Raw genomic sequence first — 21,078 nt, forward strand, 5'->3', positions numbered from 1 at the left:
TCGACGCAAACCGTTCGGGAAGCTCCCGAACGCGTCTTGGCGTGCACATCCGCGAGCGTACATCGAAGCTGCTGCAGCGTTGAGCAGGGCAGCTGCTTCCTGCCTTCACAACTTCGGAGGGCACGATGGCTCCTCCGTAGTTCACCAGAACGCGGTACTTCTTCTCCCATGGTTCTGTTGATCAGTGCACTGTTGAAACAATCAAGACGCTCCGAGTGGTCCGTCTCCTGACCACCACCACAGCGATACCCCTGTTGCCAACTCCAACTCTGATGCTAGGCGGGCGTGAGATGTCACTGCTGGAAACCTAGCGTGTGCGCCAGGCAGAGTCGGTGACGCCTCGGCATGTCATGCCCTAGGTCAGAAGTTCGGATGTGCCGGATCGTGCGATAGAGAACTTCAAACACGCTGAGGCGGATCAATCTGTTAGACTCGGAACGTGATGACGACGAGAGGAGAGTTTTGATGGGGTTCGAGGTGTTCGACAAGCGCATGGCGCCGCTGGCGAAGGCTCCAAGCGTGACGATCCAGAAGAGAGGTATCTTCTCGATCAATCGCGTAGCTCACAAGCTGATTGAAGAGCCGGAGACGGTGGAACTGTTGTTCGACAAGGAGAACAAGGTTATCGCTCTGCGCCCTTCAAAGGAGCCTCACGCGTACTCGATTCGTCCGCAGTCGTCGCGGGACACTGGCCAGGTCATCTTGTCAGCAACCGCTTTCACTCAGTATTACGACATCGACACAAGCGTCAGCCGACGGTACAAGCCGTATGAGCAGGACGGCATGCTCTGCATCGATCTGACGGGGCCGAGTGCGGAGGTGCGTGGCAACCGTGCCAAGCGTGTAGAGCCAGCGGACTCAGAGGAGCCCGATGCGCGCTAGCTATAGAAGACTCTGGCCCGACCCCGGTGGTGCGGGATCAGGCCAGTACCGGCCCGAGGGCGCGGTGATGACTTGCTCAGTCACCTCTAGCGTACCGAAGTTTCCTGAGACGCGCTGTCTCTGCTTCTTCCTCGGGCTCCAAACCCAAGGAAGGAGGGCGTCATGCCCACCATCACCACCCACTACGGGATCACGGGTCCCGTTCCGTTCGTCGATGTGGAGGTCACGGCTGACAACCGTCTCTACGTCGACCCTCATGCGATCCGGCTGCGGAGGACACCCCAGCCGTTCGCCAATCAGGCGCTGGAGTGCGTCGACACGTTCACCCGCCAGGTGACTGACAGCATCATCAAGGGGGCCGGGGCTACCGGCCGTCGGGGCGAAAGGCTGTTGCAGCGTTTCGTCGAGCCATGGGAGACCCGGCTCGGAATGTCTGCAAAGGGCTTCCACGGCCACGGGGGCGCTGACGTCGTCGGCACCTGGATCTGGGACGTGCTCAACAACGACGTGGAAGCGTTGGTTCGCGTTGGGATCCTCAAACAGATCGAGGACCTTCCGCTGTTCGTCGAGGGCGTGGATCGCGACATTACCTCCGACATCACCACGCGCATCATCTTCGGGCCGCTCGCGCAGTTCACCCAGCTGATGATCGACACGTATCCACAGTTCAACTCTGCTGGACACAAGACCCAGGCGTACCGCAAGCAGATCTGGAATCCGATCATCGGTGACTGGGACGAAGCGGACATGACACTCCCGGTGGTGGACGGAAAGCCGCTCGTGCTCGTCCCCCGGGAGTGGGCCCGCCCGACTCTCCTCATGTCCGCTACGCGCTACTACGAGACAAGTGTGTTGTCGTTTGCGCAGTTGGAGCAGGCGGTGAGGGCGTCGGATGGCAGGTTGATCAAGACCCCCAAAGATCGGCTCAAGAAGCAGTCGGGTCTCGGCCGCGGACGTGGCACCAACATGCGTATCACCATGCGGGCCTTCGACAACGCCGAGGATCTGCTCGCCACATTCAAGGCGTTCGTGGCCGAGCGTCTGGATAAGAACGACTCCGACGGACGGTCGGCCGCGTAGAGCACAGTGAAGGCGGTGAGGGTGCAGTAGCCGCCGGCATCCTCACCGCCGATACCTTGTCGCCGCAGCCTGTTCGGTGCGACGCACCGCCCGCCCAGGCTTACGAGTTCTTCGTCTGCTCCCATACCGTCACCCGGTGCACGCCGAACCGCTTCGCGATCGACAGGACGCTCTCTCCGTTGGTGCGGGCGGTTCGGATTGCGTCCACTTCTTCCGGCGTCAGTGGCGTTCGGGACCGTCGCGTTGGGTTCGAGACCGCCCCCGGCTCGGGCTCAGTCACCAACGGCCGTGCGCTCACGATGCCCGGTTTCGCCTGCTCCCACGCGGCACTCAGTCGCTCCAGCCGCTCCCACGTGTTCGGGCTGAGTCCACCGGCGTCCACCAACAGGTGTTCAACCCTCGAAGTCGTGAGACTTCGGGGGTTGTTTCGTATTGCGACACCTCTTCGGCGATCCTCTGCCGCGAATGCGACCGGGCCGCGAGCGATGTGATCGCTCGCGGCCCGGTGTCGTGTTTCTACGGGTTACTCGGGGGCGCTGCTGCGGCGCAGCACCTCGCTCAGCCGCTCGGCCGCGGCCAGCACGGCCGGGGCGTGCAGGCGGCCGGGGGAGCGGGTCAGGCGCTCGATCGGACCCGACACCGACACCGCCGCGATCAGCTTGCCCGACGGCGCCAGCACCGGGGCCGACACCGAGGCCACACCGGCCTCGCGCTCGCCGACAGACTGGGCCCACCCGCGACGGCGGACCGCCTGCAGTGTCGTCAGGGTGAACGACGTGTGGTCGAGCATCTTCTCCAGCTTGTCGGGCTCCTCCCAGGCCAGCAGCACCTGGGCGGCCGAGCCGGCCTTCATCGACAGCTGGGCGCCGACGGGAACCGTGTCGCGGAGGCCGTGCGGGCGCTCGATGGCGGCCACGCAGATGCGCACGTCGCCCTGACGGCGGAACAGCTGCACCGACTCGCCCGTGATGTCGCGCAGACGGCCGAGGATCGGGCCGGCGGTCGCCAGCAACGGGTCCTCACCGGCCGACTCGGCCAGCTCGATGAGTCGCGGGCCCAGCACGAAGCGGCCCTGCAGATCGCGGCCCACGAAGCGGTGGTGCTCCAGGGCGACCGCCAGCCGGTGGGCGGTCGGACGGGCCAGGCCCGTCGCCGTCACGAGGCCCGCGAGGGTCAGTGGATTGCGTTCGAGGGCGGCCAGAACCGCGGCCGCCTTGTCGAGTACGCCAACGCCAGAAGTCTCGTCCATATGGTGAGATTATCAATCCACATTGTGGACACGCAACCCCTGGGGAGGGGGCGTCTGGGGATACTTGCCTGGTTGTTCGATCGACCCGGCAGGAGTACAGGAGCCATGGGCAAGACACTGAGTGAGAAGGTGTGGGACGCACACGTCGTGCGCTCGGCCGAGGGAGAGCCTGACCTGCTCTACATCGACCTGCACCTCGTGCATGAGGTCACCAGCCCGCAGGCGTTCGAAGGGCTGCGCCTGGCCGGTCGCCCGGTCCGTCGTCCCGACCTGACGCTGGCTACCGAGGACCACAACACCCCGACGCTGAACATCCTGGCCCCGATCGCCGACCCGGTCTCCCGCAAGCAGGTCGACACGCTGCGCCAGAACGCCAAGGACTTCGGCGTGCGCATCCATTCGCTGGGTGACAAGGACCAGGGCGTCGTCCACATCATCGGCCCCCAGCTGGGCGTGACGCAGCCGGGCATGACGATCGTCTGCGGCGACTCGCACACCTCCACCCACGGCGCCTTCGGGGCCCTGGCCTACGGCATCGGCACCTCCGAGGTCGAGCACGTGCTGGCCACGCAGACGCTGCCGCAGGCCAAGCCGAAGACGATGGCCGTCAACATCAACGGCGAGCTGCCCGACGGCGTCACCGCCAAGGACATCGTGCTGACGCTGATCGCGAAGGTCGGCACCGGCGGCGGCCAGGGCTACATCGTCGAGTACCGCGGCAGCACCATCGAGGCGCTCTCGATGGAGGGCCGCATGACGATCTGCAACATGAGCATCGAGTGGGGCGCCAAGGCCGGCATGATGGCCCCCGACGAGACGACGTTCGCCTACCTGAAGGGCCGCCCGCATGCGCCCGAGGGCGAGGACTGGGACGCCGCCGTCGAGTACTGGAAGACGCTGCGCACCGATGACGACGCCACCTTCGACGTCGAGGTCGACATCGACGCCGCGCAGCTGACCCCCTTCGTCACCTGGGGCACCAACCCGGGCCACGGCGTGCCGCTGGGCGCGGCCGTCCCCGCGCCGGAGGACTTCGCCGACGAGGTCGAGCAGGCCACGGCCAAGCGCGCGCTGGAGTACATGGACCTCATCCCGGGGACCCCGATGCGCGACATCGAGGTCGACACCGTCTTCCTGGGCTCCTGCACCAACGGCCGCATCGAGGACCTGCGCCTGGCCGCCTCCGTGCTGAAGGGCAGGAAGAAGGCCGACACCGTCCGCATGCTTGTCGTCCCCGGCTCCGCCCGCGTCCGCCTGGAGGCCGAGGCCGAGGGTCTCGACCAGGTGTTCCTGGACTTCGGCGCCGAATGGCGCGCCGCCGGCTGCTCGATGTGCCTCGGCATGAACCCCGACCAGCTGGCCCCCGGCGAGCGCTCCGCGTCGACGTCGAACCGCAACTTCGAGGGGCGCCAGGGCAAGGGCGGCCGCACCCACCTGGTGTCGCCGGCCGTCGCCGCGGCGACCGCCATCACCGGCCACCTGTCCGCCCCCGCCGACCTGATCGGAGCCTGAGCCATGGAACCCTTCGTCAACCACACCGGCATCGCGGTCCCGCTGCAGCGCAGCAACGTCGACACCGACCAGATCATCCCCGCCGTGTACCTGAAGCGCATCACGCGCACCGGCTTCGAGGACGGCCTGTTCGCCGCCTGGCGCAACGACCCCGAGTTCGTGCTCAACAAGGAGCCGTTCAGCACCGGCACGATCCTGATCCCCGGCCCGGACTTCGGCACCGGCTCGTCGCGTGAGCACGCCGTCTGGGCGCTGCAGAACTACGGCTTCAAGGTCGTCATCGGCACCCGCTTCGGCGACATCTTCCGCTCCAATTCCGGCAAGGCCGGCCTGCTGGTGGCTCTGGTGTCGGAAGCCGACCGGGACGCGCTGTGGGAGGCCGTCGAGGCCGATCCCACGGTGGAGACCACCGTCGACCTGCCGAGCCAGACGATCACCCGCGGCGCCCTGACGGTGAGCTTCGAGATCGACGACTACACGAAGCACCGACTGCTGAACGGGCTCGACGACATCTCGCTGACCCTGCAGCACGCCGATACGATCTCGGCCTTCGAGGCGACCCGTCCCTCGTTCAAGCCGAAGACGCTCCCGGCCCGCACCGCAGGCTGACGCGCAATACCGCAATACCCAGGAACGCCCCCGCCGACGGCGGGGGCGTTCCTCGTTTCCGCGCCCGGCGGAGTCGGCCGGTACGGTCGGGACATGATGACCGCTGAGAGGCTCCTGGCCGGGCCGCGGGGCCGCCGCCTGCTCCTGCATGTCGCGCTGACCTGCGACCTCGACCAGGAGCAGAGCCTCGCCCGCGCCGTCTCCGACACCTCGTATGCCATCGCGGTGACCCGCGGCCACGCCGTCTCCCGGTTCGGCTGGGGGGATCCTGGGCCCGAGCGGACCATGGCCGACGTCGTCGCGGCGCTCGGGAGTCTGGACCTCGGCCCCATCGGGGACGCCGTCGTGTGGGAGGCGTTGTCCGCCTCCGTCGACTCGGCCATGTACTGGCAGGAGCCCGACGGCGACGACCTGCTCGCCGCGCGCCCGGCCGTCGTCGAGGGCTGGGGCCGGTCGCGGAACGGGTCGCGGCGCTGCCGACGCCTCTCTGGTGGGGCGGCCCCGCGCCCGTGGGGGACCAGTGGGAGTTGCAGTGGGACGAAGCGGGCGCCGGTCCGCCCCGGGGGACGCTCGCCGGCTGGCGGAGGAGGTGCTCCTGGAGGAGGAGCGCGCCACCGTGGAGCGGGCCGGCTCCGTGCAGGAGATGATCTCCGGGTTCTGGTGGTCCCGGCCGCCGCACTGGCTGTGCTCCAGCACCCGCCTGGTCGACGGCGTGCCGGTGGGGATGCGGCTGGTCGAGGATGCCCTCGGCTGGACGAGGGCGACGGCGACGCGGCTCCAGGTCGCTGCGGGCGCCCGCATCTACGAGGTCGACTCGGCCGCAGCCTGGGCCGGACTCTGCCGGGAGTTCCCGCTCGAGGTCACCGCGCAGCGGCGCCACGACTGGTACCGGACGACAGGCCGCGAGGGCCGCTGGGTCGTGCCGGACTGGGCTGCCGTCGCCGGGAGCTACGATGCCGTCCACCTGAGCGTCGAGGGATACCTGGAGGCTGCGACGACGGCGATCCCGGTGGCGGGTGAGCTGGCCAGCGTCATCGCGGGCTGGGACCCGGACACGACGTGGTGGCTGACCGACGCGGCCACGCCGACAGGGCAGTCGCGCAGGGTCGTCTGGGATCCCGACGCCGGCCAGGCCGGCTAGAGGCGGTCCAGCAGAGCGTCGATCTTCGCGATCCGGTCGATCTCGGGGTGCGGCCGACGCTCACCGTGCGCCAGAAGTTGGAGTGTGTGACGAAGCTGACAGCCGAGTCCGTGCCGACACCCATCCGGATCCCGTGCTCCATGGCCGTGCGGATGCCGGTCAGCATCTCCTCGACGATGAGTTCGGCGTTCGCCCGCACCACCGGGTCCGCGCCGGTGTCCTCGATGGGCAGCTTGGTGAGCGGCAGCGCGGCCTGCATCGTCGGGATCAGGGCAGACGAGCCCCGCAGGGAGGCCGGGTTGTCGAGGAACAGGCCGATGATCTCCTCGTTCATCGCGCTGCCGTGTTCGATGGTGTCGACCCCTGCCCGCAGCGCCGCAGCCACGCCGTCGGCCGACTGCGCATGCGCGGCCACGAGGACGCCCGCCTCGTGGGCCTCCTGGCAGATGACCCGCATCGACTCCTCGGGCATCTCCGGTCTGCCTGCGTAGCCGACCTCCTTGGCGTCGCTGACCCCCGCGGTCGCGGCGATCTTGATCGCCGTCACGCCGGCCCGCCGGCTGGAGCGGGTGTTGGCCCTGGCCTGTGCGGGGGTGTCGCAGATCAGCGCGATGGTCGGGGCGCCGTGGCCGCCGGTGATGGCCATGAGCGGTCCGGAGGCCAGGACACGTGGGCCGACGAGCCGCCCGGCCTCGATCTCCGTGCGGGCCTCCACCACCTCGTAGGCCACGTCGCCGACGCTGCGCAGCGTCGTCACGCCGGAGCGCAGTTGGGTGGCCAGGTTGGCGCGGGTGCGGCGACGGAGCACCAGGCGGCCCGCGAACGAGCGCAGGAACCGGGCCACGAGGTCGACCGTGGCGGGCTTCGTGTAGAAGGGCGGCAGCAGCGTGCCGTCGGCAAAGAGGTGGGCGTGCGCGTTGATGAGGCCCGGGAGGACGAAGCGTCCGCCTGCGTCGATGCGGGCGAGTCCGGGGGCGAGGCCGATGCTCGTCGACGGTCCGGCGTGGCTGATCGTGCCGGCGGCGTCGACGGCGATGGTCCAATCCCGGTGGACGGTGCCGGCAGCGTCGGCGGTGACGACCGTGGCGTTGGTCAGGGCGAAGGACGTGGCCATGGGGAGATTCTTGCGTGTTGAAGCGCGGCTGGGGAGCAGTCCGAGTCTCTGCTCAAGTGGACCTTGCCGACGGGGTAGTTGCATCTATGGCGGGTCGGGCCCCTTCTGTCAGACGGTCCCGGCATAATCGAGCTTGTTGGTTTCTCCTAGTCAGTGGGGTCGGGAGTGGGCAGTGGACGTGGCATTTCGGCAGTCGTCGATGATGAGGGGTTCCGGAGGCCGGATATCACCTATGACGAATGGAACCGCGCAATTGCGGACGTGGTTTACCCCGAGCAGCCCGAGGCAGCGCCGGTCTATCTGGCGCTGGACGAGAGCACCCTTGCGGAGCTTGGTGCGGTGTTTGACCTGCCGCAGGACCAGGTAGTAGGTGAGCTTGCACGCAGCGTCAAGCACGAGCTTCGAGCGACTCGAGGCGCGGCGGATCTGAGGTCGGTCACACGTCGCTTGGATCAATGGAGGGCGAGAAGGAGCGGGCCGCACGAGCCACCGCCGGTACTGGCGTTCCTTACCGTCCTTTGCCTCGCGGCTGAGCGGATGGCGAACGACAGCGACATGGCCGCCGCCAACTTCTACGGTCGCGTGGGCGAACTGCTCGAGATCCCTTCTGCACGTCAGAAGTTCGCCGGTGCATATCGCGACGTTGCTGAGGACTACTGGTTTGCCCTCGAGGACTGGCTGGAGCGGCTGGACGGGCTGCGGGGTCTGCCCACAGCCGTGGCGGTAGGGCACAGATTCATCGGCCTCCCTATTTCTCAGGTCCTCGTGAGGGCCAGCGACCGTGCGCGACTTCCGGAATATTTCGAGGCCGAAGGGCTCGCGCCGCGATCAGTCATTCCGGCCTCTGAGTTGCAGCACAGCTTCCAGGCCTGGATCGAGCAACCCGAGTGCCGGGTTTCGAAGCAACTGAGGGGACATTGGGCCCGCAGTAGTGCCAGACAGCGGATCCTTGAGGTGGTGGCTAACTCACTGGCCGCTTGGGACGGTGTGTCACAGGGCGGCGAAGGACAGAAGACGGCCAAGGCTGTGCTTTCGCTGACCGTGGGCACTTTTCCTCGTCGGGGCGTACGAATGCAACCCGTGGCCTATGTCGCCCAAGCCGACACACCTCGAACTGGTGAGATTCGCACAAGCGGGGGGTGGGTAGCCGTGGATCTGGTGCCTCGTGCCCCCGGTCTGGTCGATATTGGACAGGGGGAGTCAATGGACACCGCATCCCTGCTTGAGGGCATCATCCGTGTCCGTGACCCCCACACCGATACAGAGCTTCTGAGGCAGCCGCGAGGATTGTCCATCTTCAGACGCCATGAGGCGCTCAAGTGGGTTGAGGCCGACCGAACCATGCTCGGTGAAGACCTCATGCTGGTCGTCCGTGACCACGAAAAACTGGTGAAGCGCGTTAACAACCTGCTGACGACATCTGCACGGACGGGCTGGGGGCTACTGGACCCCAGCTTCCCTGGTCATCCACCGGGCTGGCTCATGTACCAGAATGTTCAGCTACTCAGGGCGCCCGACGTGCGTCAAGACGACTTAGACCTCGGCGCCCTGGTTCCGTTAGCCCAGACACAGATGACTGTCTCGGGTGGCTTCTCCCTGCCGGGCTCGGTGAAGGGTAAGTGGCATCGTGAAGCTCTCCCAGAGGTCCGGGTCGTCAGCGACGACACGAGAGGGTTCGCCCTGCGGCTCATCGATTTTGGTCCGCTTGACCAGCCCGAGAAGAGCACGACGCTCGTTCACCTCATTTCGGATGGCCCCGGCGCCCTGGTGATGCCGCTGGCGAACGAGGAGTTGGAGGATGGAAACTACCGCGCGGAACTGGTCGATTCTGAGGATCAGGTGACCTCGTCGACCATGATCCGGGTGCGAAGCGCGGACACTCCCGATGTCAGGCGGCGGACGGAGACTTCTGCTGCTAACCAGTTCACGCTCGACCCCCTCTGCGTCATTTCTGCCAGCCAGCCGTCCGACGGGCCAAGCATATCCGGCGCCGTCGTGTCGGATCCGCAACCATTTGAGTTGATGGAAACCCTCTTGCCTGAAGCGGTCAGTTGGCAGACTGAACGCACTCACCGCGTCAAGCTCAAGGTCGGCATTGAGCGCATCCCGGCCGACAGCTGCGTCTACACGGGAAGCCATCACCGTCAGGTAGAGACCGCGCCGACGGATCGGGATCATCGACCCCTTACACCCTATGTTGAGAGTGAGTGCAGCAAGTGCCACGTCAAGCGGCGCTACCCGACAACGCCACGCTCACGGCGCACCCAGCGGCCGGGAGCGCAGCCGTCTCTAGAACGACTCGAGGCGCCGCCAGTGTTCCAGTCAACGGACGACAATCGCTGGAACACGGTCCTGGACGCAGTCCGCCACTGCGGAGCAGGTTCCATGGGGGCACTGAGCCGGATTGCTTCCTTCGCGGACGCAGGAGCGTTGACCCTCGACCACCTTCAGCGAACTCTGACTGCCCTGGGGCATATTGACGTCCTTCGAGACTGCAACACGCTTGAGTTGAAGTCGTGGGACCTGGCACCCACAGCGCTAGTCAAGACTCGACGAGGGTGGTTCCTCGCCGGTGACTGGAGTCAGGGCAGGAGGCTGACGACGCTGCGGGCAAACGCACGCATCTCGTTCACGGCACTGGGGCACGGTGAAGCACCTGACTCGTGGTTCTTCTCTGAGCTTCCAGAGGACGCCTCGGACATCTCGGTCGTTGACTCCCCGCTGGACTTGGCGCGGGAACTCCCACTCCTCAGTGAGGTACTCGCGAGCCTGCCGCGAGTTCCCGCCATGCGCCGAGCCACGGGGCTCAGCCACTTCGATCCTAGGTCGGCTAAATGGAACGATGCCGAGGGTATGGGTGCGCTGGGGGGCTATCGCCTGCGTGGCTTCTCGACAGACGACTTCCTGCGGACCGACACTGATCTTGATCACGACACCATGGCCCGGTCTACGGTTCAGTTGAGCAAGCACGCAACCGCGCTTCTGTGGCGACGCCGGCCGCTGCTCGCATATGACCGACGGACCCAGATCCTGCGGGTTCCGCTGGGTGCCAACCTGCCCGGGTTGTACGAGCGAGCCGTTGTCGGATCGTCTGGCATCGCACCCAAGGTGGTTTCTGGCTGCCTTGAGTACCCCGATGTGACCCCGGAAATCGCCGGCCATATTGGCTATCTGCTGACCAACTAGGAAGACATGGCGACCACACCCACCCAGTTGGCCGAGATTTTGCGTCTTGCCAGTATGAAGTTCCTAGACTCGGATCGTTGGATACGCAACGATGCGGTTCGTGCAGAGCGGCGTGCCTTGCTGCGTGACGGTGCGGCGCTGCTCCAAGATGTTCTGCTCGAGCCCGTCATACCCTACGAGGGCACTCAGTCTGGCATGGAGGTCTGCCAGAGCGCGGGATTGAGTGAACAGGAGAGCTCACTGCTGCTGGAGGCGCTCTTTGGGGCCTGCCCGGCAGATGTGGTGCTGCACGAGCACCAGGCAGAGGCACTTGTGGCGGCGGCCAATGGGCGAAACCCCATCATCACGAGCGGGACCGGTTCGGGAAAGACGGAGGCCTTCCTCCTGCCTGTGCTCACGCGCCTCATGCTCGAGGCCCGAAAGCGTGAGACGAGGCGGATCCAGCGAGGGTGGTGGGAAGCGCCGAACACGCGCCGCTGGGAACCGCTGCGGAACGATCCAGACGCTGCCATACGCACGATGATCCTCTACCCGATGAACGCGTTGGTGGAAGACCAACTTACGCGCCTCAGACGGACTCTGCGTCGGTTGGCCTCATTGGGTGGGCCCGAGGTCTGGTTTGGGAGGTACACCTCGGCCAGCCCGGGCGGGAGCAGGCCTGTGCCGGTTAGGCCGGACGACCGTGTCGCGCGAGTAGGAGAGAGCTTGCGAGATCTGGCAAGCGAATTCCAGGAACTCTCTGAGCACATGACGGAAGATGAGCTCGGCCATTTTCAGGACCCTTGCCACAATGAGATGGTGAGCCGCTGGGACATGATCGCCGATCCACCCGACATCCTCGTGACCAACTACTCCATGCTCAATGTCATGCTCATGCGGCGACTTGAGGAGCCCATCTTCGACAAGAGTCGTGCATGGCTGGCGTTGGATCCGACCAACGTCTTCACACTTGTTGTCGACGAACTCCATCTCTACCGAGGTGCCCCAGGGGCGGAGGTGGCGCTGATCATCAGGTCGTTGTGTGATCGCCTGGGACTACAACCAGACTCTCCTCAGCTGCGGGTGGTCGGAACGAGCGCCTCCCTGTCGGAAGGGGAGAAGTCGAGGCGCTATCTCGAGCGCTTCTTCGGAGTCCCAAGCCACTCCTTTAGCCTCATCGGAGGGCGGCAGCGTCAGCTTACGGTGCCCGAATCATTCTCTCCGGATACGGTCTTCGCCGCAGTGCGTGAGCACAGGGTGCCCCGGGGCCTTGATGCGGCGCTCGCCCTTGCCTGTCGCCAGTCGGACGGAACCTATCGGGCAACTCGTCTCCCGGTCCTGCTTGAGCGTGTACTGGGCAAGACAGCCTCGCCAGAAGAGGGTGACCAGATCATGGCTGCCCTGGCCAACGACGATTCTCCCCAGGGAATCGCGTTTCGCGCGCATCTCTTTATGAAGGCCATGAGAGGACTCTGGGCCTGTAGCAGCGTCACCTGCAGTGAGATTGCCGAGTGCTTCCGTGAAGGCCGGGCCCCGATTGGTCGCCTCTACAGCCGTCCTGCAGCATTCTGCAGGTGTGGCGGCCGCGTGCTGGAGGTGTTGCTTTGCGGGACATGCGGCGACCTCTCGCTCGGTGGGCGGGTGGTAGCCACCAATGATGATGGTGGGGTATTCCTCGCAGCCACACCGCGCGAACGAGACGAACCCGTGGCGAGAAGTGCCTGGACCACCGACGACTACAGGTGGTTCCGCCCAGGAGCGCCGGTGGTGGGAGAGGAGCACTACAAGGACCTGGTCACGTGGTCATTCGTCGCGGGCTCGTTCAATCCGCAGCTGGGGTATCTGTCGAGTGACCCTGTAGACGGGGACGTGGGTACGTTACTGCAGATCCGAGTTCCGGACGGAGCAAGGATCTCAGCCCTCCCGCCCAAGTGCTTGCACTGCCAGCAGCGTCGCCCCCAGCGCAGCTTGCTGCCTTCGGGGCGCACAAGGACACCGATCATTACCCCGGATCTCGGCGCTGGCACCATCTCTCACCTGATCATCGGGCAGGGGCTTCGTGCCCTCGGCCAGCGACCTGAGGATCCTGGCACCATCGTCTTTGCGGACAGCCGTGACCAAGCCTCGCGGACTGCGCTGATCGTTGGGGCAAACCACTATCACGACCTCGTGAGGCAGTTGATTCACCGCAGCTTGGCAGAGGACGCTGAGGCGGACAAGCTTGCGCTCCTGAAGCGCGGGGGTGGAGACGCAACCCTCACCGTGGAAGAGATGGTCCGCTATGAGGAGCTAAAGCGCACTTACCCAGATCTGGCCTATGCGTACCGCGTGGCGGCCGTCGGGCTGGAGCGCGACCGTGAGCGGGAGCAGATTGAGGCTGCGGAAAGGGGAGCGAAGCGGGGAACGCCTTGGCCATCTCTGATTCGTTCTCTCGAGGCGGACCTTCTCCGCCTTGGCGTGTCGCCGGGAGGTCCGAGAGCGGGGCTGCAGAGGCTAGACGATGGATCGCCCTGGAACCGTGCCTTTCCGACGATCGAGGATGGAGAGTGGGTGGCGCTCCCTGAAGGAGGGGCGAGAGCTGATTTCCACGAGACCTACCGGGCGGCCCTCATTGAGTCGGTAGCTCGGGCGATTGGCGGAGATGAGCGCCGCGACCTGGAGGAGACGCGTGTCGGATATCTGGCACTCGCAGGAGAAGGGGAGGACAATCTCTCCGAGATCCTCAGCTCAGTGTTGCGGCTACTGCTCTGCGCTGGCCGGTGGCAGCCGGGGGCATGGACGCCCCACACAGGTCGCCCCCGAAGTGTCACGAGCTACCTCAAGCGGGTGGCCGTAGCCACTGGACGTGGTGCAGCGAAACTTGAGGCGGTAGTCGACGAGAAGCTTGCCGCTGTACTTGACGGCGGGATTCTTCAGCTGAACAGAGCCGATCTCCCCTTGTATCTGCGACGCTCCAGCACAGCGTGGGTATGTGATGTCTGTTCCCGGGGGCATGGGCATGCCTCTGCGGGGGTGTGCACACGAGAGGACTGCAGGGGGAAGGTTGTCCCGGTCATTCAGCAAAGGGAAGATGACTACTATGCTTGGCTGGCGCGTCAGGAACCGCGTCGGCTGTCGACGTCAGAACTCACTGGACAAAACTCGCCAGAGCAGCAACGTGAGCGTCAACGCTGGTTCCGACGGGCCCTTCTCCCGAAACCGCGCGAGAACCTGAGAACCACGCCGCTCGACGTGCTCAGCGTGACCACCACCATGGAGGTGGGGATCGACATCGGCGACCTTGCGTTGGTCGTGATGGGCAACATGCCACCGCAGCGGTTCAATTACCAGCAACGGGTCGGACGGGCGGGGCGTGGTGGACAACGTTTCTCGTATGCCATCACCGTGGCTCGAGACCGAAGCCACGATGACTACTATTTCTGGGCGCCCGAACGGATCACGGGCGATCCGCCGCCACAGCCATTCGTGGACACTGCGCGGCCTGCAATCCTCAGGCGTGTCATTGCCGCGGAACTCCTGCGACGGGCCCTCAGCGGGCGCAACTCGGGAGGTTCCGTGCACGGCGAGTTCGGCGAAACGACCCGTTGGCACGAGCGTAGGGACAGCGTCAAGAGCTGGCTGGCTAGCAGCCAGGACGTGACGCAAGTGGTGGCACGGATGAGTCATCGCAGTGGAGTCTCCCGGGAAGATGGGCACGCCCTTGAGGTCTGGGCACGCGCCAGCCTGATCACTGACATTGATGAGGCGGTGGCAAACCACGCCTTCCAGCAACCGGATCTGGCTGAGCGGCTGGCTGCCGCAGGAGTGCTGCCGATGTTCGGTTTCCCCACCACATCACGCGACCTGCATTTCGCCAAGGCCACTTCCCTTAGCGACACCAAGATCTCCGAAAGGTCTCTCGAGCAGGCCGTCAGCCTGTTCGCGCCCGGGTCTGTGATCGTCAAGGACGGCTGGTCCTACGAGGTTGATGGCTTCGCAGACTACGCAACGGCGCGGGGGAGACCTCAGTCCAGAGATCCCTTGCGCTCCCGGATTGAGGTGACGGTGTGCTCCGGATGCGCCACCGCACGTGTTGTCCCTCAGGAGGCTGGCTGTGCGGTATGCGGCTCACCGACAAGTGTGCTCGCTGTTCATCAGCCCGCGGGGTTCCGAGCGGGGAAACGTGACGACGGCGTGACAGATGATTCTGGAGCTCCACGAGCGGACCCGCCGGCCCTGGCGTGGGTCGAGTTGGGCGAACCTCATCACACCCTCGAAAGGGTCGATGTGTGGCAGCAGGATCGTGCACAGCTTGTGACCATCAACAACGCGGATGGTGAAGGCTTCGAGTTCTTTCGGGAAAGGGATGGCTCGGTCGTTACCAAGAACGTTGGGGGCAACCTGCAGAAGATGGGGCAGGGTGCCATCGGCGAAGTCCGGACAACAGACGCAATGCTCATGCTCCCACGTCGGCTTGAGCTGTCGTCCGGCGTGGTGTCTGTGGAGCGGGATGAGTGCCCGGCCGGGTTGCCTGCATTGACGTCCTTTGCCCAGGTACTGCGCACTGCTGCAAAGAGCACCCTCGATATCGATCCCACGGAGTTATCTGTCGGTCTGCAACAGCGACGAGTCGGTGAAACCCAGACGGCGATGGTGTACGTTGCCGACACTCTGGCGAACGGAGCGGGGTACTCGATCGAGTTGGGCCGACCCGAACGGGTAGATGAGCTGTTTGAGAGCATTCACCGGCGCGTAACCTCGCAGTGGCAGGGAGAGGACCATGCGGAATGTGACGCATCGTGCGCAGACTGTCTGCGCGCCTACGACAATCGCCGTCTCCACGGCCTCCTCGACTGGCGCCTGGCTTTGGATGTAGCTGAGCTCGCATCCGGACGGAGACTTGACACAGCACGATGGCTGGGACTCGCCGAGCGTGCCGCAACCAGATTCTCCAGCGCGTACGGAGAAGCGCTTGCGTCGAGAGTCACGCATGCCGGCGACCTTGTTGTCGTAGAGGCGCAGGGCGTCGGGGCGATTCTGGGGCACCCGCTCTGGCGACGCGACGAGCCGGCATGGAACCAGGCGCAGCGCACGGCAGCGAATGAGGTGAGTGCACGGGGACTCAGACCGGTGATGAGTGACGTCCGCAGTGTCCGCCATTTCCCTGATCAGGTGTTTGAGGCGCTGATATCGGGGTCGTAGCTGAGCCCGATGCTGGCAGCTCTGGTTATCCACAATCGAACATGGGTTCGGGAAAATGTCGGTGGAGATACCTAGAGTGAGGACATGGAACAGGTTGCACGGATCTCGGCGCGGGAGGCATTCGAGGATGCCCGCGCAGCCGTCGTGCTCCGACGCAGGGGAGAGGCGCAGCTCATCCGCGCCCTCTGCGATCTGGCGGCCTGCTACCGCGTCAACGAGCATGACCTCGTCGCGCCCCTGGTGGAGCAGTTCGTCGAGCTGGGCGGCGAGGGCACGCCGACCGTCTCCGAGTTCCTCCGGCTCGAGGTGCAGGGGCTGCTCGGCTGCAGCGCACCCGCGGCGGCGGGTCACCTGCGTGACGCCATCGACCTCAAGTTCCGCCACCCGCGCCTCTACGAGGCCGTCCAGGAGCTCACTCTCGACGCACCCCGCGCCCTTCGCGCCGCCCGCCGCTGTCACGACCTGAGCCCTCAGGCCTGTGACACGGTCAGCGCCCGGTGGCTGCCCCGGCAGGCCGGCCTGAGCTGGACGGCGGCGTTCAACCTGCTCGAGCGGCTCATCATCGTCGCCCATGCCCGACTGGCGGCCGAGAAGGAGCGGCGGGCCCGCGAGGATCGTGGGGTCTGGACCTGGGGCCTCTACGAGGGCGCGCTCAACCTCACCGGCAAGCTCGACGTCCTGGACGCCCGCTTCCTCGACGAGCGGCTCGACCAGCTCGCCCGCCTCCTCACGGTGCGTTTCCCGGAACTCAACTACCAGCAACGCCGCGCCAAGGCGATAGCCGTCCTCGCCAGCCCCGCGCATGCCCTGGCGATCCTCCAGCAGGCCGACCAGTGCGAGCTGCCGGTCGGGGAGTCGTGGACGTCGGGGCAGACCCCGGCATCGGTTCCGCCGTGCGCAGACCGGGAGCCGGTCGACGAGGAGTCCGGGCCCCCACCCGCGCCCGATGACGAGCGCGGAACGGCCGAGCCACCCTGGGCGCTCGACGGCTCCGACCCGCCGGGGCCTCCCGGCCTTCCAGTGGCCTGGCTCGACAGCATTTCCGGTGCACCGCCTCGTGCGGAGACGCCGTCGGCCGACGACGGTGACCGGCCACCTGCCACCGTGGGACAGGGCGCCGGAGCGCCCGGCCGCGGCCAGCGCGCCGCGAGCGTGCCCACCGGGCCGCCCGCGCTGACCCCCGAACTCCTGGCACGACTCCGTCCGAGCCTCGGCCTCGCCGTCCACATCCACGCCGACGCGCTGGGCAACCTGACCGGCGACGCCCGCGTGGAGCGGGCCGGCCACATCACGGCCTCGCTCCTGGGGGAACTCCTCCGCGACGGCGACGTGGCGGTGAGCGTCCACCCGGTGATCGACCTGCCAAACCTGGCGCCCGTCGACCGGTACGTTCCCGGCCCGGTGATCCGTCGTGCGGTGGGACTGGTGTTCCCCGTGGAGCCGTTCCCGTTCTCCACCCGCCGGGCCGCGGGCCTGGACCTCGACCACACCGTCGCCTACCGCGCCGGCCGCCGGGGCCAGACGCGGCTGGGCAACCTGGCGCCGCTGAGCCGCAGCGTCCACCGCGCCAAGACCGCGGGCCACTGGCGGGTCGAGCAGCCGGAACCCGGCCGCATGGTGTGGGTCAGCCCCCTCGGATACCGCTACGAGGTGACCGAGTCGGGCACCCTCACCGTCCCGTCCCAGCCACGCTCAGCGAGTCGCCTCCCGCGTGCCGATGCCGCGGACCTCCCCGCTACAGGTCGAGACCGAGGTCGAGGACCGGTGCCGAGTGGGTCAGCGCCCCGACCGCCAGGAAGTCCACCCCGGTTGCGGCCACCGCGGCGGCCAGCGCCAGCGTGAGCCCTCCGCTGGCCTCGGTGCGTACCCCGGCGGCGCGGCACCGGCGCACGGCCCGGGCGGTGTCGGCGACGGTGAAGTTGTCCAGCAGCACCAGGTCGGCGCCGGCGCCGACGGCCTCGTCCACCTGATCCAACGTGTCGCACTCCACCTCGACGGTCACCTCCGGCGCGGCCGCCCGGACGGCTCTGAACGCCGCCGCCACCGAGCCGGCCGCCGCCACGTGGTTGTCCTTGATGAGGGCGGCGTCGCCGAGGGCCATCCTGTGGTTGCGCCCGCCGCCGCAGACGACGGCGTACTTCTGCAGCGTGCGCATGCCGGGCACGGTCTTGCGGGAATCGCGCACCGCCGCGCCGGTCCCCGCGATCGCGTCGACCCAGCGCGCCGTCGCCGTCGCGACCCCGGACAACTGCCCCAGGTAGTTCAGCAGCGTCCGCTCCGCGGTCAGCAGGCAGCGCAGCGGGCCGGTGATCTCCAGGACGGCGCCTCCCGGCGCGACCCGGGTGCCGTCGGGGGCGAGCACCGTCGCCGCAACTTCGACACCCAGCGACTCCGACACCTGCCGCAGGACCTCCAGGGCCACCGGGATGCCGGCGATCACGCCGGCCTCGCGTGCCACGACGCGGGCCGTCCCGACGGCGTCCGCAGACACGGTGGCCTCGGTCGTGACGTCCGGGCCGAGCCGCAGGTCCTCGTCGAGGGCGACGGCGACGCCGCGGCGCACCTCTGCCGGATCGATCGCGTCCCACGCGGTGCTGCTCATGCTGCGTTCCTTTCGCTGTGGTCGAGTCGCCGGTGACAGCCGGCGGAGTCGGTGCGGGCGATGGCCCCGGCCAGCAGGGCCTCTGCGCATGCCCGCAGGTTGGTGGCGGTCAGCGAGGCGTCGTCGACGGCCCAGGGGCCGGAGCCCATGGCGGCGGCCACGGCCGCGGCCTCCCGCAGCCCGGCCTCGGTCCGCTCGACGAAGGCATGTTCCTGCATGGCGGACTTCAGCCCCGGAAGGCCGGCCGCGGCGACGGTCGCCTGCGCGGCCCGCTCCATGGGAGCCCCCGCGTGGGGGAGCGGTCCGGTGGCCAGCAGCCGACCGACGCGGTCCCCGGCGACGAGGGCCTCCGTCAACGAGTTGGACGCGAGACGGTTCGCGCCGTGCACGCCGGTGGAGGCGACCTCCCCGACGGCGAACAGGCCGGGCACCGAGGTGCGTCCGTCGAGCGTCGCCGCGACACCGCCGCAGGAGTAGTGGGCGGCGGGATGCACGGGGATCGGCTCCGTCACGGGGTCGACCCCGCGCCCGCGGCACAGCTCCAGGATGCCGGGGAACTTTCGCTCCCAGAAGTCAGCGCCGAAGGCCCTGGCGTCGAGGAGGACGTGGGGCTCACCCGAGCGACGCAGGCTGGCCATGATCGCCGCCGAGACCACGTCGCGGGGCGCCAGGTCCCCCAGGGCATGGAGGCCGGTCATGATCCGGGCCCCCGTGCGGTCGACGAGGAACGCGCCCTCGCCGCGGACGGCCTCCGAGACGAGCACACCCCGCTGTCTCGATTGCGGATCGGCCAGCACCGTCGGGTGGAACTGCATGAACTCGAGGTCGCGGGGCTGTGCCCGGCCCGCATCGCCGCGGCCAGCCCGTCGCCGGTGGCCACCGGAGGGTTGGTGGTGACCGGCCACAGCTGACCGATGCCCCGGTGGCCAGAACGACGGCGTCGGCGAGCAGGTCGACGATGGCGCCGTCGGCACCGAGGAGACGAACGCCACAGGCCCGACCGTCGACGTCGGTCAGCACGTCGACCAGCCGCGTGTGCTCACGGATCCGGGTGCGCGACCCGGCCAGCCCCCGTCGCAGAGCCGCCCACAGCGCCCGCTCCATCTCGGCGCCGGACGCGTCGCCGTCGGCGTGGATGATCCGCCGCGCCGAGTGCCCACCCTCCAGGTGGAGGTCGAGATCGCCGGAGGCATCCCGGTCGAACCGGGCGCCCGCCTCGATGAGCCGGGAGATGGCGCCCGGCGCGGAGGCGACGAGATCGCGCACGACGGCCTCGTCACACAACCCCGCCCCGGCTGCGAGCGTGTCGGCGACGTGCGCGTCGAGAGAGTCGGAGGCGTCCCACACCGCGGCGAGGCCGCCCTGTGCCCAGGATGTGGCCGAGTCGGTCGCCGCCCCGCGGGTGACGGCGACGCAGTCGACCCCCGCTGCGGCCAGGTGCAGCAGCGCCGACAACCCCGCGGCGCCGGTGCCGACGACCACGACCCGGGTGAACTCGAGCGCGGGCCTGCCGCCCGTCACGAGCATCATTCGCCACCGCCGGGCTGACCGATGGCGATCATCCGCTCCACGGCCCGCCGGGCGGCCGCGGCGACGTCCGGCGCGACGTCGACCTCGTAGGCGCGCGTCAGCTCCGGTTCGCCGAGGCAGGCCTCGAGCTTCTCGGGGGTGATCAGCTTCATGTACGGGCACTCGGCGCGGGGGTTGACAGCCTCGAAGACGGTGCCCGGGTTGGCCTGCCGCAGCTGGTGCAGCATGCCGATCTCAGTCGCCACGAGGACCTTGCCCGCGGTCTCGGCCCGGGCCGCGTCGAGCATGCCGCCTGTCGAGAGGATGTGGGTGCGGCTCTCCGGCAGCCGCCCCGTGCCCGCCAGCCACAGGGCGCTGGTGGTGCAGCCGCACTCGGGGTGCACGTACAGGTCGGCGTCGGGGTTGCCGGTGACGGCGTCGATCAGGTCCGACGGCGAGATGTCCGCGTGCACGTGGCACTCGCCCAGCCACACCTGGATGTTGTCGCGCCCGGTGACGCGCCGCACGTGCGCGCCCAGGAACTGGTCGGGAAGGAACAGGATCTCGCGGTCCGCAGGGATCGACGCGACGACCTCGACGGCGTTGCTGCTGGTGCAGCAGACGTCGGTGAGCGCCTTGACCGCCGCGGTCGTGTTCACATAGCTGACCACCACGGCGTCGGGGTGCTGCGCCTTCCACTGCGCCAACTGTCCGGCCGTGATGGTGTCGGCCAGCGAACAGCCGGCGGCCTGGTCGGGGATCAGCACCCGCTTGGCAGGGGAGAGGAGCTTGGCCGTCTCGGCCATGAAGTGCACGCCGGCGAACACGATGGTCGACGCCTCCGACGACGCGGCGAGCCGGGACAGCGCCAGCGAGTCGCCGACGTGGTGCGCCACGTCCTGGATCAGGGGCGACTGGTAGTTGTGCGCGAGGATCACGGCGTCGCGTTCGGCGGCGAGCGCGTGCACGCGCTCCTGCCACCCGGCGATCTCCGTCGGTCCCCACAGAGTCGAGTCCTGCATCACGGTCATCTG

The 21,078-nt window shown here is 67.5% G+C and carries 13 protein-coding genes and 1 pseudogene; 8 read left to right on the forward strand and 6 right to left on the reverse strand.

Annotated features, from left to right (window positions below; translation table 11 throughout):
* The first annotated feature begins 465 nt into the window (after positions 1-465).
* Both H9L22_RS03830 and H9L22_RS03835 read left to right on the forward strand, forming a co-directional pair.
* Complete coding sequence (locus H9L22_RS03830; protein ID WP_126041420.1) at positions 466-882, forward strand: hypothetical protein; 417 nt, start codon at positions 466-468, stop codon at positions 880-882.
* A 162-nt stretch (positions 883-1,044) separates the two neighbouring features.
* Complete coding sequence (locus H9L22_RS03835) at positions 1,045-1,962, forward strand: hypothetical protein (RefSeq protein ID WP_187721660.1); 918 nt, start codon at positions 1,045-1,047, stop codon at positions 1,960-1,962.
* A 523-nt stretch (positions 1,963-2,485) separates the two neighbouring features.
* On the opposite strand, the gene H9L22_RS03845 is transcribed toward H9L22_RS03835, so the two are convergent.
* Positions 2,486-3,211 (reverse strand): IclR family transcriptional regulator, encoded by a 726-nt coding sequence (locus H9L22_RS03845; RefSeq protein ID WP_187721661.1) that lies wholly within the window; start codon positions 3,209-3,211, stop codon positions 2,486-2,488.
* Between the two features lie 105 nt (positions 3,212-3,316).
* On the opposite strand from H9L22_RS03845, the gene leuC reads away from it, so the two are divergent.
* The 3 genes from leuC (at position 3,317) to H9L22_RS03860 (ending at position 6,473) form a co-directional block, all read left to right on the forward strand.
* A complete protein-coding gene (gene leuC, locus H9L22_RS03850) occupies positions 3,317-4,723 on the forward strand; it encodes a 3-isopropylmalate dehydratase large subunit (RefSeq protein WP_187721662.1) in 1,407 nt (468 codons plus the stop codon).
* A gap of 3 nt (positions 4,724-4,726) precedes the next feature.
* Positions 4,727-5,332: a 3-isopropylmalate dehydratase small subunit gene (leuD, locus tag H9L22_RS03855; protein ID WP_187721663.1), complete on the forward strand. Its 606-nt coding sequence runs from the start codon at positions 4,727-4,729 to the stop codon at positions 5,330-5,332.
* Positions 5,333-5,864: 532 nt separating this feature from the next.
* Positions 5,865-6,473, forward strand: a complete 609-nt coding sequence (locus H9L22_RS03860) for a hypothetical protein (RefSeq protein ID WP_187721664.1) — start codon at positions 5,865-5,867, stop codon at positions 6,471-6,473.
* Here H9L22_RS03860 and H9L22_RS03865 read toward each other — a convergent pair.
* Positions 6,364-7,587, reverse strand: a complete 1,224-nt coding sequence (locus H9L22_RS03865; protein ID WP_187721665.1) for an amidohydrolase family protein — start codon at positions 7,585-7,587, stop codon at positions 6,364-6,366. The genes H9L22_RS03860 and H9L22_RS03865 overlap by 110 nt on opposite strands.
* Positions 7,588-7,752: 165 nt before the next feature.
* Between H9L22_RS03865 and H9L22_RS03870 the strand changes: the two genes are divergently transcribed.
* The 3 genes from H9L22_RS03870 (at position 7,753) to H9L22_RS03880 (ending at position 17,775) form a co-directional block, all read left to right on the forward strand.
* On the forward strand, positions 7,753-10,773 hold the full coding sequence (locus H9L22_RS03870; protein WP_187721666.1) for a hypothetical protein: 3,021 nt from the start codon (positions 7,753-7,755) through the stop codon (positions 10,771-10,773).
* A gap of 6 nt (positions 10,774-10,779) precedes the next feature.
* Positions 10,780-15,933, forward strand: a complete 5,154-nt coding sequence (locus tag H9L22_RS03875; RefSeq protein ID WP_187721667.1) for a DEAD/DEAH box helicase — start codon at positions 10,780-10,782, stop codon at positions 15,931-15,933.
* Positions 15,934-16,017: 84 nt separating this feature from the next.
* Positions 16,018-17,775, forward strand: coding sequence for a hypothetical protein (locus tag H9L22_RS03880; protein WP_187721668.1), 1,758 nt, complete (start codon positions 16,018-16,020; stop codon positions 17,773-17,775).
* Here H9L22_RS03880 and nadC read toward each other — a convergent pair.
* The 4 genes and pseudogenes from nadC to nadA all read right to left on the reverse strand — a co-directional run bounded on the left by nadC (position 17,669) and on the right by nadA (position 21,066).
* Positions 17,669-18,535 (reverse strand): carboxylating nicotinate-nucleotide diphosphorylase, encoded by an 867-nt coding sequence (nadC, locus tag H9L22_RS03885; RefSeq protein WP_187721669.1) that lies wholly within the window; start codon positions 18,533-18,535, stop codon positions 17,669-17,671. The genes H9L22_RS03880 and nadC overlap by 107 nt on opposite strands.
* Complete coding sequence (locus H9L22_RS20270; RefSeq protein ID WP_406707809.1) at positions 18,532-19,350, reverse strand: FAD-binding protein; 819 nt, start codon at positions 19,348-19,350, stop codon at positions 18,532-18,534. Before H9L22_RS20270 ends, nadC begins: the two co-directional genes overlap by 4 nt.
* A gap of 160 nt (positions 19,351-19,510) precedes the next feature.
* A pseudogene (locus H9L22_RS20275) lies at positions 19,511-20,065 on the reverse strand (FAD-binding protein); the annotation flags it as partial.
* Entirely contained in the window at positions 20,062-21,066 is a 1,005-nt protein-coding gene (gene nadA, locus H9L22_RS03895) for a quinolinate synthase NadA (protein ID WP_187722556.1), read from the reverse strand. The pseudogene H9L22_RS20275 and the gene nadA, both read right to left, overlap by 4 nt.
* Between the last annotated feature and the right edge of the window lie 12 nt (positions 21,067-21,078).

Source organism: Tessaracoccus defluvii (assembly GCF_014489575.1).
Taxonomy (GTDB): Bacteria; Actinomycetota; Actinomycetes; order Propionibacteriales; family Propionibacteriaceae; genus Arachnia; species Arachnia defluvii.

What these genes read in the sequence shown, in the direction of transcription:
- H9L22_RS03875 (WP_187721667.1), top strand. Translation starts at nt 10,780, where the DNA reads ATGGCGACCACACCCACCCAGTTGGCCGAGATTTTGCGTCTTGCCAGT.
- leuD (WP_187721663.1), top strand. Translation starts at nt 4,727, where the DNA reads ATGGAACCCTTCGTCAACCACACCGGCATCGCGGTCCCGCTGCAGCGC.
- nadA (WP_187722556.1), bottom strand. Translation starts at nt 21,066, where the DNA reads ATGCAGGACTCGACTCTGTGGGGACCGACGGAGATCGCCGGGTGGCAG.
- H9L22_RS03865 (WP_187721665.1), bottom strand. Translation starts at nt 7,587, where the DNA reads ATGGCCACGTCCTTCGCCCTGACCAACGCCACGGTCGTCACCGCCGAC.
- H9L22_RS03835 (WP_187721660.1), top strand. Translation starts at nt 1,045, where the DNA reads ATGCCCACCATCACCACCCACTACGGGATCACGGGTCCCGTTCCGTTC.
- H9L22_RS20270 (WP_406707809.1), bottom strand. Translation starts at nt 19,350, where the DNA reads ATGCAGTTCCACCCGACGGTGCTGGCCGATCCGCAATCGAGACAGCGG.
- nadC (WP_187721669.1), bottom strand. Translation starts at nt 18,535, where the DNA reads ATGAGCAGCACCGCGTGGGACGCGATCGATCCGGCAGAGGTGCGCCGC.
- H9L22_RS03845 (WP_187721661.1), bottom strand. Translation starts at nt 3,211, where the DNA reads ATGGACGAGACTTCTGGCGTTGGCGTACTCGACAAGGCGGCCGCGGTT.
- H9L22_RS03880 (WP_187721668.1), top strand. Translation starts at nt 16,018, where the DNA reads ATGGAACAGGTTGCACGGATCTCGGCGCGGGAGGCATTCGAGGATGCC.
- H9L22_RS03830 (WP_126041420.1), top strand. Translation starts at nt 466, where the DNA reads ATGGGGTTCGAGGTGTTCGACAAGCGCATGGCGCCGCTGGCGAAGGCT.
- leuC (WP_187721662.1), top strand. Translation starts at nt 3,317, where the DNA reads ATGGGCAAGACACTGAGTGAGAAGGTGTGGGACGCACACGTCGTGCGC.